Annotated in this window: 16 protein-coding genes; 4 read left to right on the top strand and 12 right to left on the bottom strand. The window is 64.4% G+C overall.

Annotated features, from left to right (window positions below; all coding sequences use genetic code 11):
• Positions 1-81: 81 nt before the first annotated feature.
• From F6B93_RS06000 to F6B93_RS05960, 9 genes are all read right to left on the bottom strand, one after another.
• Positions 82-1,944, bottom strand: a complete 1,863-nt coding sequence (locus F6B93_RS06000) for a PPE family protein (RefSeq protein ID WP_211698279.1) — start codon at positions 1,942-1,944, stop codon at positions 82-84.
• 195 nt (positions 1,945-2,139) lie between these two features.
• The gene (locus F6B93_RS05995; RefSeq protein WP_211698278.1) at positions 2,140-2,817 is read right to left on the bottom strand and encodes a TetR/AcrR family transcriptional regulator; all 678 of its coding nucleotides are present in this window, start codon (positions 2,815-2,817) and stop codon (positions 2,140-2,142) included.
• A gap of 10 nt (positions 2,818-2,827) precedes the next feature.
• Positions 2,828-3,976: an aromatic ring-hydroxylating oxygenase subunit alpha gene (locus F6B93_RS05990; protein ID WP_211698277.1), complete on the bottom strand. Its 1,149-nt coding sequence runs from the start codon at positions 3,974-3,976 to the stop codon at positions 2,828-2,830.
• Between the two features lie 66 nt (positions 3,977-4,042).
• On the bottom strand, positions 4,043-4,489 hold the full coding sequence (locus tag F6B93_RS05985; protein WP_211698276.1) for a hypothetical protein: 447 nt from the start codon (positions 4,487-4,489) through the stop codon (positions 4,043-4,045).
• 13 nt (positions 4,490-4,502) lie between these two features.
• Entirely contained in the window at positions 4,503-5,750 is a 1,248-nt protein-coding gene (locus F6B93_RS05980) for a DUF58 domain-containing protein (protein WP_211698275.1), read from the bottom strand.
• Positions 5,751-5,763: 13 nt separating this feature from the next.
• Complete coding sequence (locus tag F6B93_RS05975) at positions 5,764-6,732, bottom strand: AAA family ATPase (RefSeq protein ID WP_211698274.1); 969 nt, start codon at positions 6,730-6,732, stop codon at positions 5,764-5,766.
• Between the two features lie 40 nt (positions 6,733-6,772).
• Positions 6,773-7,255 carry a hypothetical protein gene (locus tag F6B93_RS05970; RefSeq protein WP_211698273.1) on the bottom strand — a complete coding sequence of 161 codons (483 nt, stop codon included), beginning with the start codon at positions 7,253-7,255 and terminating at the stop codon, positions 6,773-6,775.
• Entirely contained in the window at positions 7,252-8,208 is a 957-nt protein-coding gene (locus F6B93_RS05965; RefSeq protein WP_211698272.1) for a DUF4129 domain-containing protein, read from the bottom strand. Before F6B93_RS05965 ends, F6B93_RS05970 begins: the two co-directional genes overlap by 4 nt.
• A 120-nt stretch (positions 8,209-8,328) precedes the next feature.
• Positions 8,329-8,931, bottom strand: a complete 603-nt coding sequence (locus F6B93_RS05960; protein WP_211698271.1) for a TetR/AcrR family transcriptional regulator — start codon at positions 8,929-8,931, stop codon at positions 8,329-8,331.
• A 44-nt stretch (positions 8,932-8,975) separates the two neighbouring features.
• Between F6B93_RS05960 and F6B93_RS05955 the strand changes: the two genes are divergently transcribed.
• From F6B93_RS05955 to F6B93_RS05945, 3 genes are all read left to right on the top strand, one after another.
• A complete protein-coding gene (locus F6B93_RS05955) occupies positions 8,976-10,112 on the top strand; it encodes a phosphotransferase family protein (RefSeq protein ID WP_211698270.1) in 1,137 nt (378 codons plus the stop codon).
• A complete protein-coding gene (locus F6B93_RS05950; protein WP_211698269.1) occupies positions 10,112-11,227 on the top strand; it encodes an Rv3169 family protein in 1,116 nt (371 codons plus the stop codon). The genes F6B93_RS05955 and F6B93_RS05950 overlap by 1 nt, the downstream gene beginning before the upstream one ends.
• 71 nt (positions 11,228-11,298) lie before the next feature.
• The gene (locus tag F6B93_RS05945; protein ID WP_211698268.1) at positions 11,299-12,645 is read left to right on the top strand and encodes a flavin monoamine oxidase family protein; all 1,347 of its coding nucleotides are present in this window, start codon (positions 11,299-11,301) and stop codon (positions 12,643-12,645) included.
• Here the strand turns inward: F6B93_RS05945 and F6B93_RS05940 are convergent.
• From F6B93_RS05940 to F6B93_RS05930, 3 genes are all read right to left on the bottom strand, one after another.
• On the bottom strand, positions 12,640-13,611 hold the full coding sequence (locus F6B93_RS05940; protein ID WP_211698267.1) for an alpha/beta fold hydrolase: 972 nt from the start codon (positions 13,609-13,611) through the stop codon (positions 12,640-12,642). The genes F6B93_RS05945 and F6B93_RS05940 overlap by 6 nt on opposite strands.
• A 258-nt stretch (positions 13,612-13,869) precedes the next feature.
• Positions 13,870-14,247 (bottom strand): nuclear transport factor 2 family protein, encoded by a 378-nt coding sequence (locus tag F6B93_RS05935; protein ID WP_211699681.1) that lies wholly within the window; start codon positions 14,245-14,247, stop codon positions 13,870-13,872.
• 83 nt (positions 14,248-14,330) lie between these two features.
• Positions 14,331-15,224, bottom strand: a complete 894-nt coding sequence (locus F6B93_RS05930; RefSeq protein WP_211698266.1) for a fructose bisphosphate aldolase — start codon at positions 15,222-15,224, stop codon at positions 14,331-14,333.
• 208 nt (positions 15,225-15,432) lie between these two features.
• Between F6B93_RS05930 and F6B93_RS05925 the strand changes: the two genes are divergently transcribed.
• Entirely contained in the window at positions 15,433-15,957 is a 525-nt protein-coding gene (locus tag F6B93_RS05925; RefSeq protein ID WP_211698265.1) for a bifunctional adenosylcobinamide kinase/adenosylcobinamide-phosphate guanylyltransferase, read from the top strand.
• Positions 15,958-16,014: the final 57 nt, after the last annotated feature.

The raw sequence follows: 16,014 nt of genomic DNA, 5'->3' as shown, positions 1-16,014 counted from the left end.
CTACGAAAGTAGTTTCATCGAAATGGATAACCATTCTTTCCACTCCCGTCCTCTCCGCCCGGGGCACCGCTCCATTGGCCACTAAGGCTGACCGAAGAAACCCGCCTGGTTGTCGCCTTGGTTGAAGCCACCCGAACTGAAGTTGCCCGAGTTTGAGATACCCGAGTCGCCATCACCGGAGTGTCCGATGCCCGAGCCGCTCGAGCCCGAGATGTTGATGCCGGCGTTGGACATGCCCGTATTGCCGAACCCAGCGTTGAGACCGCCCGTGTTATTGAAACCGACTTGCCCCAAGCCCGTGTTGAGAAAGCCCGAGGTTGCGAAGACACTGGCGTCCAGGTTCTGGAAGCCAGAAACATTGCTGCCACCAGCGTTATTGAAGCCCGACACGTTGGTGCCGGTGTTGCCGAAACCCGAGACCGTCCCAGGCTGGTCGATGGCGCTGCCAATGCCCGTATTCACGTTGCCCGAGTTGAACAGGCCGGTGTTGGTGTCACCGGCGTTCCCGAAGCCAGTGTTCAGGGCGCCCGAGTTGAAGAAGCCGGTGTTACCGCCCGTACCAACCACGCCTCCGGAGTTGAAGTCACCGGTGTTGTTCACCCCCGCATTTCCAGAACCCACATTGGAAAAACCCGAGTTGCCGTTGCCAAAATTCTGGAACCCCGCGTTGCTGAAACCGAAGTTCTGGTCACCACCATTGCCGGCACCGGTATTGGTGCTTCCGCCATTCCAGAAGCCAGTATTGACCGACCCCCCGTTGCCGAAGCCGGTGTTGTTGTCACCGGAATTGAAGAAACCCACGTTTCCGTCGCCGGAGTTGAAGAAGCCGATGTTGTTGTTACCCGAGTTCCCGAAACCGATGTTGCCGATCCCCGAGTTCAACGCCCCGATACCCACCAAGTTGTCGCCGGTGAGCCCAAAGCCGATGTTGTTGGAGCCGTTGTTCCCGAACCCCAAGTTGTTGGTGCCGAAGTTTCCGAACCCGATGTTGCTGTCACCGTTGTTCCCGCTACCCACGTTGGCCGAGCCGATATTTCCGCTGCCGAAGTTGGAGCCGCCGACGTTTCCGCTGCCCAGGTTTCCGTCGCCAAAGACGTTTCCGAAACCGAAGTTGCCGGTGCCGACAGAGTTTCCACCGCCGAAGTTGAGATCGCCGCCGAAGTTTCCCCAGCCGAAGTTGGTGTCACCGGTGTTGCCGCTGCCCAGATTCGCGAAGCCGAAATTGCCGCTGCCGACGTTGGCGTTGCCCGTGTTGCCCCCACCCAGGTTCAGGCTGCCGAAGTTCCCGCTGCCCAAGTTCAGGATGCCGATGTTGCCGCCGCCCAGGTTCCAGCTGCCCATGTTGCCCAGACCGGTGTTCAGCGCCGGAACGTTGACCAGCGTTGCCGCGGCCGCCGCTGGAGCCGCAGCCAGGCCCGACAGCCCCCGCAACGCCTGCTGCCAGGGCACCAACCCCGACACCGCCGCCGATGCCCCACCGTGATAACTCACCATCGCGGCCACATCGGCGGCCCACATCTCCTCGTAGACGCCCTCGGTCGCGGCAATCGCCGGCGCATTCTGACCGAACACATTCGACAACACCAACTGCACCAACGCAGTGCGATTGGCCGCCACCATCAACGGATGCACCGTGGCAGCCCGTGCCGCCTCAAACGCGCTAGCGACGGCTTTGGCCTGGGTAGTGGCCCCCGCCGCCCGCGCCGCCGCCGCGCTCAACCAACCCGCATAGGGTGCCGCCGTCGCGGCCATCGCCGCCGCAGCCGCACCCTGCCATGCCTGGTCTGCTAACCCCAAGGTCACTGACTCAAATGACGCCGCCGCCGCCCCCAGTTCCGCGGCCAGCCCATCCCAAGCCACCGCAGCCTCCACCATCGGCGCCGACCCGAGACCGGAGAACATCCGCAACGAGTTGATCTCCGGCGGCAACACCACAAAGTTCATCAGGTCGTCCCCTGTGCCCTGGTCATGGCAGTCATCCTCGGGCGGACGCGCGCCACCCACGATTCAGGCAGCTACCACACGTCACAGCGCCCACAAGAACACACTGTAGGAAATCTCGGCGCCAATATTGGCGGTTCCGTCAAATTTGGCTACATTCCGGGTGGACGGGCCTTGCTGCCGCGTGTGCCGACGCTGTCACCTCGACTTGGATGCGCGACTGTGCGCTGCGCCCTCCGGGCTGATGTTGGGCCGTGTCGTAGGGATCTCCAGAGCATCCGCTGCGCGGCGGATCTCGGTTAGCCGATCGGGCTCGGTCAGTAGCGCAGTCATCGCGAACTCGACGATTTCGTTCGGGCTCACCGCCATTTCCGGCAACGCCAAAGCGTCAAAAAGCGCTTGGACCATACGGGCAGCCGATAGTGGATGCAGTGCCCGCACATCGCCTTCGCCCTGACCGGTCTCGATCAGTCCAACGAGCGCGCGTTCCATTTCCGCGACCAGCTCACGTTCCCCTGCGAAGGGATCCTGTTGCAGGTCAGGGGTGATCAGGATGGAAACCAACACGTAGGGTGAGGCATGCAGGTAATCGAGGGATTCCTGCAGCCAGCGGTGCAGTTTCACGACCGCGGGGGCGGGCATCGCGGTGAGGTGACCGAACAGCTCGAGCGGCCATTCCACCGCGAGCCGAACCAGCGCCGCGAGAATGTCACGCTTGGCCGAGAAGTGCTTGTAGATGGCTGGTTGTTCGACTCCCACGGCTGCGGCGATATCACGCGTTGAGGTGGCCGCATAGCCCCGCAGGGCGATCAGCTCGGCGGCGGCTCGCAGAATGCGCACCGCTGCTGGGCTCCACCGCCCGGCCTCGATCGGCATGCCCGACAGGCTAACGACCACCCTGCTGGTCGCCAACCAACGCTCTTGCCAGGTTCCGGTAGAAGGCGAGCAGGCCGGGTTGTTCCTTCGGACTGAGGTGACCGCGTTCGGCGAATCGCGAACTCGTCCCGCGCTGCACCGCCTCCAACCCGAGCCGGTCCTCGGTGTTGACCATCTCCGTCGTGAATTGCGCCGTCTGGGCCGTCGCGCCCGAGTCGGCGGCCAGCTCTGGCGTGGTGAGCACGCCACCCAGGACCTGCACTCGGTCGATGGCCAGGGGAATGAAGCCAAACCACGCGACCCGCTCACCCGCCGCGACCAACGCGCTGCTCGGAAACGTCCACAGCACCGACAGGTTGGCCTTCTGAGCGTCGTTGAGCCGCAACGACATGGCTTCGAGCGGAGTGGCGAACGGGACGGACAGACGCAACGCCCACGGCGAATACTCACGAATATCCAGGTCCCCGCCACCGGGGACGAACGGCTCCAACGATTTTCGATGCAAGCCCAGCACGTGATAGTTCTCGTGGCCGTTTTCCGATACCAACTTCCAGTTGACATTCCACTCATCCGACCACGACTCAACTTGCACCATGTCAGCGAGCCGATAGTTGACGAACTCGTGGTGGGCAAGGTCGAGATGTGCCCCGATCGGTTCAGCGTCTCGGTCGAGGTTGACCCACACCAGTCCGTTCCAGGTGGCCACCGCCACTTGCGGAAGCCGACAATCGCTGGCATTGAAGTCCTTGTTGCCCGCCATGTGTGGCGCGCCGCGCAGCCGGCCGTCCAGCCCATATCGCCACAGGTGGTACTCACACGTCAACGAATCGATGCGGCCGGCGCCCATTTCCACAAGGGGCATCAGCCGATGCCGGCAGATCGGCGAGATGGCGCGCAGTTCACCGTCGTCGCCACGCACCACCACGATCCGCTCGCCCGCGATGGACACCGCGACGTAGTCACCGGTTTCAGCGATCTGGTCCACGTGTGCGACGAGCATCCAGGACCGAGAAAAGATCCGCTCCCGCTCCAGCTGCCACAGCTCCGGGGAGGTGTAGGCCGACGGCGGCAAGCTCAACGCCGGCGGATGGTCGCTGCGGTAGTCCCGTATGTCGTCGAGGAGGTCATCGAGCTCGGCTCGGTTATCAAGTGATAACATAACACTCAGGTTATCATCCGATAACCAATTGTCAAGCTGCACGAGCATCAGCGGGCGCTGTCGGACTCAGCTCAAGAACGGGCGGGTGGCCAAAACGTAAATCGCCAACACCGCCAGCGGCGCGAGCAAGGGCAGCCAGGGCACCTGCAGCGGAAACGACGTCGCAACCACGCCGGCAAACGTGAACCCAACGGCAGCAACGATTGTCGGCCAGTGATCGAGCACGAATCCCCCGTGCACGACCGCGTAGCGGCTCACCAGATAACCGGCGGCGCAAAGACCCGACAGAGCGGCGAACACGTACGACTGATCCGACACCACGATGGCGGACACCGACACCAGCACGGCAACCGTTGCGGCGGGGCGAACCACTATCCCCACCGCCACAGCACCCGCGCCGACGATGCCGACAACGACCGCGAGCCCGTCGGCGCCCACGATCGCCGTGCCCACCATCAAGAGGCCGAACACCGACGAGAAGCCACGGGCTACCGGTTGCGCGATTGATGCCATGTGGCGTCTGCCCCTACACGCGAGTCCGACGACGGCGGTCCGGCAGCGCCGCCATCGACTGCTCCAGTGATCGCTCCTCCGGCCACGACAGAACGTCGACACCCACAGTGGCCATATCGCGGTACATAGCGGAGCGCTGCAATGCCCACAGTCGAACCACCAGAGAATCCAGCTCACCCTCGAAGGGCGAGCCGTCGAGAACGTCGACCGCGAGCACAACATGGCCACGTTTGCGCAAGTCGATCAACGCCAGCGCGAATTCGGTGTCGAGCAGCGTCGAGAACGCGATGACGATAGCGCCGGCGGGCACGGCGGCGCGCGGTGCCAGCGTCCCGGTCGTGTTCTCGAAGTTGCCTCCGGCGCTGAGAACCGTATCGAGCACCCGATAGAACTGCCGCTGCCCGATATCGGCGCCAAGCCATCGGGGACGGTTGCCACCGAGCGCGACGATCCCGGCGCGGTCACCGTTTCGCAGCGCCGTCTGTACCACCTGAGCCGCGCCGCGTACGACTCTCTCGGTGGCCGCAGTCGCCGGGCCCGCAGGCTGGCGATACATGTCGATCAGTACCACCACGTCGGCGGCGCGGTCGGTCAGCCGCTGCGTCACATGCAATCGGCCTCGGCGCGCACTCACCGCCCAGTTCACGGCACGCAGCTGGTCGCCGGGGATATACGGTCGGATGTCGGCGTATTCAACGCCCGGTCCGGTGTACCTGGTGAGGTGCGCGCCCAAGCGGTCCAGCAATTCGGTCTGCGGAATCGGTGTTGATTGTGGTGGAGTCAGCGGAAAAACGATGACCTCGGCTGCGTCTACGGTTCCGGTTCCCGTCAACAAGCCCCCGCGTGCGACGACGTCCACGCGGGCTCGGATCGGATAGCGTCCCCAACGTGGCGCCTGTGCCGCAACCGTTGTCTTTAGACCCGAATCGGATTCGTGAACCTCCAACTGCATTCCCGCAACAGCCGATACGGTAAGTTCAACGGCCGACTCGCCCGATTCGGTTGTGGCCCAGACGGTCAGTCGTGCGTCCTCGTTTTCGAAACACCGCTGGGAATCGGGCTCTCCGTGGACGTGAACCTTCGGAACCGGGCTCTGCCAGCTGACCGAGCACAGCACGCCAACCAACGGCGCCACAAATGCAATGAGCTGCCAGCGACCGCCAATGGCTGCCACCACCAGCGTGATTCCCACACACGTCGCGATGGCGCGTGTCAATTGTGATGCACGCCAGTGCAGCTCAACTTCCCGGGAGGTGATCACAACGGGGCGCCCGTCATCGGGCGCCCGGCGGTGTTCGCGGAACAGGCAAGCGGCGCAACAATTCTCCAATAACATCGGAACCCTGGATCTTGCGCACCCACATCTCAGGTCGCAAGGTAATCCGATGCGCAATTGCCGACGTAGCGAGTGCCTTGACATCTTCCGGGATGACATAGTCACGTCCGAGTAGCAACGCTCGTGCCCGGGAGAGCTGCACTAAGTCGAGCTCGGCGCGCGGGCTGGCGCCAACGGCAACCTGCGGATGGTTTCGGGTTGCGGTAGCCAGCGACACCACATAGTGCAAAACGTCTTCGTGGACGGTCACTTGCTCAACCGATTCGCGCATAGCCAGCAAGTCGTGCGAGTCGACAACCTGATTGACTGTTGGCTCCACCGAACCCCGTTCCAGACGGCGGCGCAGCATCGACGTCTCGTCGCTTTCGGAGAGGTAGCGCAATTCCAGCCGCAGGGCGAACCGATCCAGCTGCGCCTCTGGCAGCGGATAGGTGCCCTCGTACTCAATCGGGTTGTCGGTAGCGAGCACGATGAACGGCATCGGCAGCTTGTGGGTATGCCCATCGATGCTGACCTGCCCCTCGGCCATCGCCTCCAGCAACGCCGCCTGCGTCTTCGGCGGCGTGCGGTTGATCTCGTCCGCCATCAACAGGTTGGTGAAGATGGGGCCGGGGCGGAACTCGAAACGTCCGGACTGCATGTCGTAGATGGTCGAGCCGAGCAAGTCCGCCGGCAGCAGGTCGGGCGTGAACTGAACCCGGGTGAACCCAAGGCCGAGGGCGGCGGCAAAGGATCGTGCGATCAGCGTCTTGCCGAGACCCGGCAAGTCTTCAATGAGTACGTGACCACGCGCGAGGACGGCGGTGAGGATCAGTGTGAGCGCGGAACGCTTGCCCACCACAACGCGTTCCATCTCGTCGAGCACCGCCTCGCAATGGGCGGTGGTCGTCGCCGCCGGTAGTGTCATCGCCAGGTCGTTTCCCCACCAGTGCGCACCAGAAACTCCGTCATACCTGCTCCAACCGTTGCAGAATCTCCTCCAGTGCGGCACGGCCGGGACCGGGTTGATGCCCTCCCGCGCGCGTCACGTTGTTCGGATTGACCCATTCCCACAATTCGGCGCCGAATAGCATTTCGCCGGTGGTGGAGAACGCGGCGGGATCTTTGGCGCGCCGTTGGCCGGAAGCGATCTCGAACCGTCGCGCAAGCATCGGACGCAGATGCCGATCCCAGTCTGCCCGGCTGGATTCCGACCACCGGATCGTCGTCTCCGTTTTGGACAACCAGCGGCGCAGCCCATCACCCAGATCGTCGTGGTCGGGCTCGGCCGCGGGTTCGTTCCGGTGCCCCAGCACCCGGCGGACATTGAGAAGCACCAGCGCCAGCGCAAGCCCGGAGGCAACCAGCACGTAGCGGCGATCTTGCAATATCAGCGCCAATACCTCGATCCCGACGATGAGGCAAATACCCAGGGCGATAAGCCGTTTCATGCCGCGCTCCCAGCGCTCAGCTCGTCGAGAACCAATCGCAGCGTACGAACCGCCACCGTGCGATGTCCCTCGTTCATCACATGCCGGCTGAACCGGGCCTCGGTGAAGAGGTTCACCAACTGGATGGCGTTATCAGCCTGCAGCGCACGGTGCTGGACGGCTCGGGCCAGCACCTCAGACGGAGTGTCAAAATCTTGCGGGGCGACTCCGGGGACATTCGCCAGCTCACGTTCCATCGCCGCATAGCAGGCGATGATCGCCTGCCGCGGGTCACGATCGAGATCGGCCATCTCGGCTAGCCCGACCTCGGCTGCCCGCGCCAGCGATTCCGGACGGGTGGGACGCGCCTCAGGATCGGCCAGATCGTCGCCGAGAGGACCAGATGCCGACACGCGTCGACGCCGGGAAACGATGAGCGCGCTCGCGACGAACATGAGGAACAGTGGCACCATGCTGGCAAGCAAGATTGAGAGCACATCCCCGGAGTCGTCTTGCTGGTTCGGCGTGGGTGGCGACCCGGTGCCGGGCGCCGACGGCGCCATCTCCGAATCCGGCGGCGCGGGAGGGCTTACCTCGCCTGGCGCAAACCAGTGAGCCAGCAGCGCAGCGATCGCCAGCCAGGCCAGGATCACCCCGAGCCCGATCAGCACCACACGCCAACTAGGACGCCTCTTGCCCCGGCCCAGCGCGTCGGACAGTTCCCCCGCGTTGGGCGCTACCGCGCGCGGATCACGCAACCGACCCACGACCGCAACCGCCATCACCGCCAGCGCCCCAGCAAGTGCCACAACAACGACGATCAGTGCCGCCCGACCGCCACCCGCCCGCGCGAGCGGTCCGCCGTCGGGATCCGGAAGATAACCGCGCAGGGCCACGCCGGCAAGGATCAAGGAGACGATGACCGCGACAACGCGCCCCGTCGGCGTATCGACTCCGGGCTTAGTACCGGGCATGTAAACACCACTCGACCAGTTGCCTGCCGCCATTTGCGGCCCGAGCTTGGGTTGCACCGAGCTCGCTTCATACTTGCACGTCGGTTGAGCCTGCCGCCAGGAACACGGCGGCCTGCCCCGTCATCGGGTGACCCCGTGAACGACGATCGCGGTGGTCTGGTCCACCCAGGAGTCGTCCAGCGATTCTCCCGGATACAACAGCATCCGCATCATCGTCGCGCCCCCGATCAGCTCGATCAACCGGTCCGGATCGACATCAGGATGGGCTTCGCCACGGTCGATGGCATCGCCCAACCGCATCCGCACCGCGGCAAAAAGACCAGCGAAGCGCGCCATGACCCGGGCGTTGAGCTCCGCATCGGCGGTCATGTCGGCCAGAAGGCCCGGCAACGCGGCCCGCACCACCGGCGTGCTGAACACGTCGCGGGTGGCGGCGATCATCATCCGGATATCCCCCGCGATATCGCCTGCCGGAGCCGCCAGCGCCGACGGCGCCGCCGGGAACGCCGCCTCATGCACCAACTCGGCCTTGCTCGACCACCTGCGATACAGCGCGGACTTGGTGGTCCCGGCGCGTTCGGCCGCGGCAGCCAGGCTCAGGTTCGAGTAGCCCACCTGCACCAGCAGATCAGCCGTCGCCGACAATATCGCCGCGTCGATGCGCGGATCGCGTGGCCGCCCGGCCCCGGGGGCCTTGTCAACGGAGGATAGGTCTGCTTTCATAACGCTACCTACCGTATCGTAATTGCCTCACCGAAGGGGCGCGTGTGACCAACGAACCGGTGATCGGAAGTATCGACCGCGTCCAGCGCTCGAGCCGCGACGTCACCACCCTGCCGGCGGTGATGTCGCGCTGGCTCTCGAGCGTCTTGCCCGGCGGGCCGACGCCCGAGGTGACCGTGGAAAGTGGCGTGGACGCCACGGGAATGTCGTCGGAAACCATCATCTTGACCGCGCGGTGGCAGGAGGATGGGCGCTCGATAGAGCAGAAACTGGTTGCGCGGGTGGCGCCGGCCGCCGACGACGTGCCCGTGTTCCCGACATATCACCTTGATCACCAGTTCGAGGTGATCCGCCGTGTCGGCGAAATGACCGACGTTCCCGTGCCGCGGGTGCGCTGGATCGAGCCCACCGGAAATGTCCTAGGGAAGCCCTTCTTCCTGATGGACTATGTGGAGGGAGTCGTACCTCCCGATGTCTTGCCGTACACGTTCGGCAACAACTGGTTTGCCGACGCTCCCGCCGAGCGCCAGCGCCAGCTACAGGATGCCACCGTCACAGTGTTGGCAACGTTGCATTCAATCCCTAATGCCCAGAAGACCTTTGGTTTCCTAACCGAGGGGCGCGGTAGCGGCACTGCACTACACCAACACTTCAACTGGGTAACGACCTGGTACGACTTCGCCGTGTCGGCGCTTGGTCGATCTCCCCTACTGGAACGAACTTTCAGCTGGCTACAAGCCCATTGGCCGGATGATGTGGCGGCGGGAGAGTCGGTGTTGCTCTGGGGCGACGCGCGAATGGGCAACGTCTTGTACCGCGACTTTCAGCCAGTGGCGGTGCTGGATTGGGAAATGGTGACGCTCGGCCCACGCGAGCTCGACGTTGCGTGGATGACATTTGCGCACATGGTATTTCAGGAAATCGCTACTCAGGCGACGCTGCCGGGGTTACCGGAGTTGATGCGCGAAGAGGACGTGCGCGCCACCTACCAGCAGCTCACCGGCGTGACACTTGGTGACCTGCACTGGTTTTATGTGTATGCCGGGGCCATGTGGGCCTGCGTGTTCATGCGTACGGGCGCGCGCCGGGTGCACTTCGGCGAGATCGAGAAACCCGACGATTGCGAATCCCTTTTCTATCATGCCGGATTGATGAAGCGCCTTATTGGAGAGGATCAGTAATGCTCGGACCGCTCGACGAGTACCCGGTACATCAGCTTCCCCAGCCGATCGCGTGGCCGGGCTCCTCCGACCGCAACTTCTACGACCGCTCCTACTTCAACGCCCACGACCGCACCGGGAACATCTTCCTGATCAGCGGCATTGGCTACTACCCCAACCTGGGTGTGAAGGACGCATTCGTGCTGATCCGTCGCGGGGACACACAGACCGCGGTGCACCTATCCGACGCCATTGACTCCGATCGACTACACCAGCACGTCAACGGCTACCGCGTCGAGGTCATCGAGCCGTTGCATAAACTGCGGCTCCTCCTTGACGAAACAGAGGGCATCGCTGCCGATCTCACCTGGGACGGGCTGTTCGACGTCGTCCAGGAACAGCCACACATCCTGCGTTCCGGAAACCGGGTGACGCTGGATGCGCAGCGCTTCGCCCAGCTCGGCGCGTGGAGTGGGCACATTGTTGTCGACGGCGAAGAGATCGTTGTCGATCCGGCGACGTGGCTCGGCAGCCGGGACCGGTCCTGGGGCATCCGACCGGTAGGCGAGGCCGAGCCGGCGGGCCGGCCCGCCGACCCGCCCTTCGAGGGGATGTGGTGGCTGTACCTGCCGATGGCATTCGACGATTTCGCCGTCGTGTTGATCATCCAGGAGGAACCGAGCGGGTTCCGCTCGCTCAACGACTGCACGCGGATATGGCGCGACGGAACTGTCGAACAATTGGGGTGGCCGCGGGTCAGGATCCACTACCGCTCCGGCACCCGGATCCCGACTGGGGCGACCATCGAGGCGACCAGCGGCGATGGCGCCCCGGTGCACTTCGACGTGGAGTCCAAACTGGCCGTGCCGACCCACGTCGGTGGCGGCTACGGCGGCGATTCGGACTGGTTACACGGCATGTGGAAAGGCGAGAAATTCGTCGAACGACTCACCTATGACATGACCGACCCAGCGATCATTGCCCGGTCGGGTTTCGGCGTCATCGACCACGTCGGCCGCGCGGTGTGCCGCGACGGGAGCGGAGATCCGGTGGAGGGCTGGGGCCTCTACGAGCATGGGGCGCTGGGCCGCCACGACCCGTCCGGGTTCACCGACTGGTTGACCATGGCGCCCTAGCCCTAGCCCCAGCCGCGCGAGCGGGGCGATTTGTCCTACAGTCAACCGCCAAAATGCGGTTGACTGTAGGAGTGACGAACCCGCCGTCGAGCGTCGATGTTGTCGTGGTGGGCGCCGGTTTCGCGGGGCTGGCCGCAGCCCGCGAGCTGACGCGACAAGGTCACGACGTGGTGGTTTTCGAGGGCCGCGACCGAGTGGGCGGCCGTTCGTTGACTGCCAGCGTAGCGGGACTACCTGCGGATATGGGCGGGTCTTTCCTTGGCCCCACCCAAGACGCGGTGCTCAAGCTAGCGGCCGAGCTCGCGATCCCGACACGCCCGACCCACAACGACGGAAAGAGCGTGATCTGGTGGCGCGGCAGTGCGCGCAGCTATCGCGGCACCATCCCCAGACTGTCGCTGACCGGGCTCATCGACATCGGTCGGTTGCGTTGGCAATTTGAACGCCTTGCCCGCAGCGTCCCCGTGGCCGCTCCCTGGACGGCCCGGCGCGCCCACGAACTCGACGACGTGTCCCTCGGGGAGTGGTTGCGTTCGACGCGAGCCACAGCCTCTTCGCGAGACCTGATGGCCGTCATGGCCCGGGTGACGTGGGGTTGCGAGCCCGACGATGTTTCGATGCTGCACGCGACCCGCTACGTGCGAGCTGCCGGAGGCCTGGACCGGCTGCTTGACGTCGCAGATGGTGCCCAGCAGGACCTCGTTCCAGGAGGGACCCAGCGAATCGCCCTCGCAGTCGCGGCCGAACTCGGAGAGCGGGTGGTCCTTAGCGCACCGGTGCGTCGCATCGACCGACATGGTGCCGGCGTGACAGTTCTTTCTGATCAGGGCCAAACCGAGGCAGGGTTCGTGATCGTTGCGATCCCACCGGCCCATCGGGCTGCCATCGCGTTCAATCCACCGCTGCCCGCCGAGTACGAACAGCTTGCCACGCACTGGCCGCAAGGCCGGCTCAGCAAGGCCTATGCGGTCTACTCCACCCCGTTTTGGCGCGCCAATGGATTCTCCGGTCAGGCACTGTCTGACGGGGGGCCGGTATTCATCACCTTTGACGTGAGCGCGAACGCCGACGGACCAGGCGTGCTGATGGGGTTCGTCGACGCTCGCACGTTCGACTCGCTGCCCACTGAGCAGCGCCGCCACCAGGTGTTGCGCTGCTTCGCAGCGCTATTCGGCAATCCCGCGCTCAAACCCCTTGACTATATTGATTATCGTTGGGGTACAGAGCAGTTCGCCCCTGGAGGCCCGACAGCCGCAGTGCCTCCGGGGTCGTGGACCAAATACGGGCGGTGGCTGCGCGAGCCGGTCGGACCCATCCATTGGGCCGGAACCGAAACCGCAGACGAGTGGACCGGGTATTTCGACGGCGCCGTCAGATCCGGTCAACGCGCCGCCACGGAAATCGCCGCGCTGCTATGAGCTGATCCGCCGCACCGGATCGCGTCGAGTCACCGCTTCGGCCAGCGCGCGCAGGTGACGGTTCACCTCGTGGTGCTGTTCCAGCATCGAGCAGTGCCCGCCAGGCAGCTCTACCAGGCCGACGACGTTGGGCGCGGCGTCGGCAATCCGGCGGGACTGGCTCAGTGGTGTGAGCCGATCACGTTCACCACCAATGACCAGGGTGGGCACCGTCAGACCGTCCAGGCTGAGGTGGCGCGATCCCAGTTCGTCGACGAGCATCCTCGCGCAACCCCCGCGTCCGGCCGGTGATGTCTGGGCAAACAGCTCCCATACCAACCTGACGGCGCTCGGGTGCGCATCGTCTCCGACGGCCAGCATCGAGATCATGCGCCGGCTCGGCAGGTGGGCTGCACCCGGGATCGGGAACCCGCCAAACGCGTTGACCAGACCTCGGCCAGCGAGGACCCGCACCGCCGACAACTCCCGAGGAACCGGCAACAGCTTGACTTTGCGCACCAGGTCCCCGGTCGTGGTGTTGATCAACGCAACGGCGTCCGCGCGCCGGTGAACTTTGTGGCGATGGCGTGCCGACCACGCGGCGATGGTGATTCCGCCCATAGAATGTCCGGCCACCACGGCGCGCTCATGGGGGGCCAGCGTTGCGTCGAGCACCGAATCCAGGTCGGACGCAAGGTGCTTGAGGCTGTAGCCGCCGCGCCGCGGAACACCGCTGAGCCCGTGGCCGCGATGGTCGAAGGCGATCACCCGGAAATCATGGGCGAGGTGGGCGATCTGGTAGGCCCAGGCCCGGATGGCACAGGTAATCCCGTGTGTCAGCACAATCGGATAGCCGTCGGGTGGCCCAAACACTTGCGTGTGCAGCGGAACGCCGTCCGGCGCACGGACGGTCAGGGTGCGGCTCGGCGGCAAGTCATGGGGCAATTGGCCTGGCTCACTGTCCCGAGTGGGCCTTCGAGCACTCATCGCCGCTCCCCCTTCGACGCGGCTACGCTGCCGCATTCCGGATACTGCCGAGTTTAGCCCGAAGTGAAGTACTGATAACGGTGATTCGCCGAATCTGCGGATTACAGAACCATAACGCCACCACACGCCGACGTGGTTCGCCGCAGCCGCGGCCGTCCAGTTAGCCACGTCCCCGCTCTCGCGCCAGCATTAACGCAGATCAAAGGGTTCGCTCGCCGCGAAACTCGCTGTGAGAAAGCAGTATTAGACCGATTCTGATCAGTAATCTTCCAATGCGGCGATGTCTCGCCAACTTGGCCAGGTCGTCTCCCAGATCCGGTGTATTCGGCCGTTACGGTAGCTCGCGATGAGCACGACCTCGATCCGAGTCGGCTGCTCGTCGGGTCGAGATGTCGTGATCCACACCCGACCAGCGACCTTGTCCGGTGCCTCCACCCACGCGTCCTCGTCATACTCGACCGCGTAAGCGATCGGCGTGGCGTAGAGCTCGCGGTGCGCGTCGCGGAATTCGCCGAAAGTCTGGCTGAGCCCGTTGGAACACATCACCAAGTCGGGGTCGTAGTAGTGCTCGATCAGCTCGGCATCCTTCGCGACAACCATCCGATCGAACATCTCACGAAGCAGCGCAACCGACACCAGGCAATCCTATGCCGGCGGCGGCGCGATGAAGGTCGTTGCCGCCGACGGATCCAGCATCTCGTCGGTGGTCTGCCAAGCCGTCATCCGGCGACCGAGGCGTCGAAGATCGACTGGATGGCATTGTCCAATGTGGCGTTGAACTGCTCGTCGGACTGGTCGACCGCAAGCCCTTCGGTCAGGGCTCGGCTGAAGCTGGCGATCACCCCGGTGTTTTCGGCCAGCAGCTCGACAGCCTGTTCGCGGGAGTAGCCTCCCGAGAGCGCCAGCACCCGCATAACCTTCGGATGGGCAACCAGGGGCTGGTAGTGATTAGCCTTGGTCGGCAGACTCAGCTTGAGCATCACCCGCTGGCCCTCCGGCACAGTCTCGAGCTGCGTGGTGATTTCCTCACGCAAGATATCTTCGGCCTGCGCTTTGTCGGAGATCGAAATGCTGACCTCGGGTTCGAGGATGGGCACCAGGTCGTGCGACAGCACCTGACGCGCCACCTCGAATTGCTGGGCGACCACCGCTGCGATGCCCTCGGCGTTGGCACCACCGATGACCGAGCGCTCCTTGGTTCCGAAGACCCCGTTGCTCACCGCGCGCCGCAGCAGGTCGTCCAGGCCTGGTATCGGCTTCATCAGTTGCACCTCGTTGGATGCCTCGGCAAGGCCCTTGTCGATCTTGAGGATCGGCACCACGCCCTTGGTGTCCCACAAATATGCCGTAGCCGGTCTGCCATCGATGTGGCGGTCCATGGTCTGCTCGAAGAGGATCGCCGCCACGATCCGATCCCCGGTGAACGCCGGGGAGGTGACGATTCGCGACCGCATCTGGTGAATGAGGTCGAACATCTCCTTCTCAGACGAGTAGGCACCATCCCCGATGCCGTACAGGCGCAGCGCCTTTGGGGTGGAACCGCCGCTCTGATCCAGCGCTGCAACAAATCCTCTGCCCGATGTCATGCGCTCTGCTTGGCTCTGATGGGGCATGGGATTTCTCCTTCGGCGCTGACCTCAGCGTCTGTGACATGGCCGGACTCTGGTGGTGCAGATCCTACCCGCGTTGACCTCATCGATTGCCCGGCAACGAAACCCGGAATGCCGCGGATGTTCCGACCGGGCCCGGGCTCGTCGATGTCGCCGAACGGCCGCCCGGGCAGTTGCCGGTACCCGAGAACGCCCTGCTTACGATGACGCGATGCGGATACTGGTCACCGGCGGCGTCCGCTCCGGAAAGTCCACGCACGCTGAAGCACTGTTGGCCGACGCCACCGAAGTTGCGTACATCGCTGCGGGCCGTCCCGCCGATGGCAGCGATCCCGACTGGGATTCCCGCGTCGCACGGCATCGCGCCCGTCGCCCATCGACCTGGCTGACGATTGAAACCGCAGACGTCGCAGCGGTTTTGTCGGCGAGGCAGGGTCCGGTCCTGGTGGACTGCCTGGGCACCTGGCTGACGGCCCTGATGGACCGCGAGGCATTGTGGGATGCTGGCACCGCTGACGTCTATGCCGCTGTGGACGGTCAGCTCGAAAGGCTGTGCGAGGCGCTGACCGGGCTGTCCGATGCGATCGTGGTGACAAATGAGGTCGGCTTCGGTGTGGTACCCGCTCATCGTTCGGGCGTGCTGTTTCGGGATTTGCTCGGCACCATCAACCAACGCGTGGCAGCTGTCTGCGACGAGGTACACCTGGTCATCGCTGGGCGGGTGCTCAGGCTGTGAGGCCGGGCTTGTCCTCTCTCGCGGAACGAGCCCCGTGTGCAGGGATCCAGCCTACGC

This window comes from Mycobacterium spongiae, from assembly GCF_018278905.1.
GTDB lineage: Bacteria > Actinomycetota > Actinomycetes > Mycobacteriales > Mycobacteriaceae > Mycobacterium > Mycobacterium spongiae.
The sequence above is the reverse complement of the archived record's forward strand: the minus strand, read 5'-3'. Positions and strand labels throughout refer to the sequence as shown.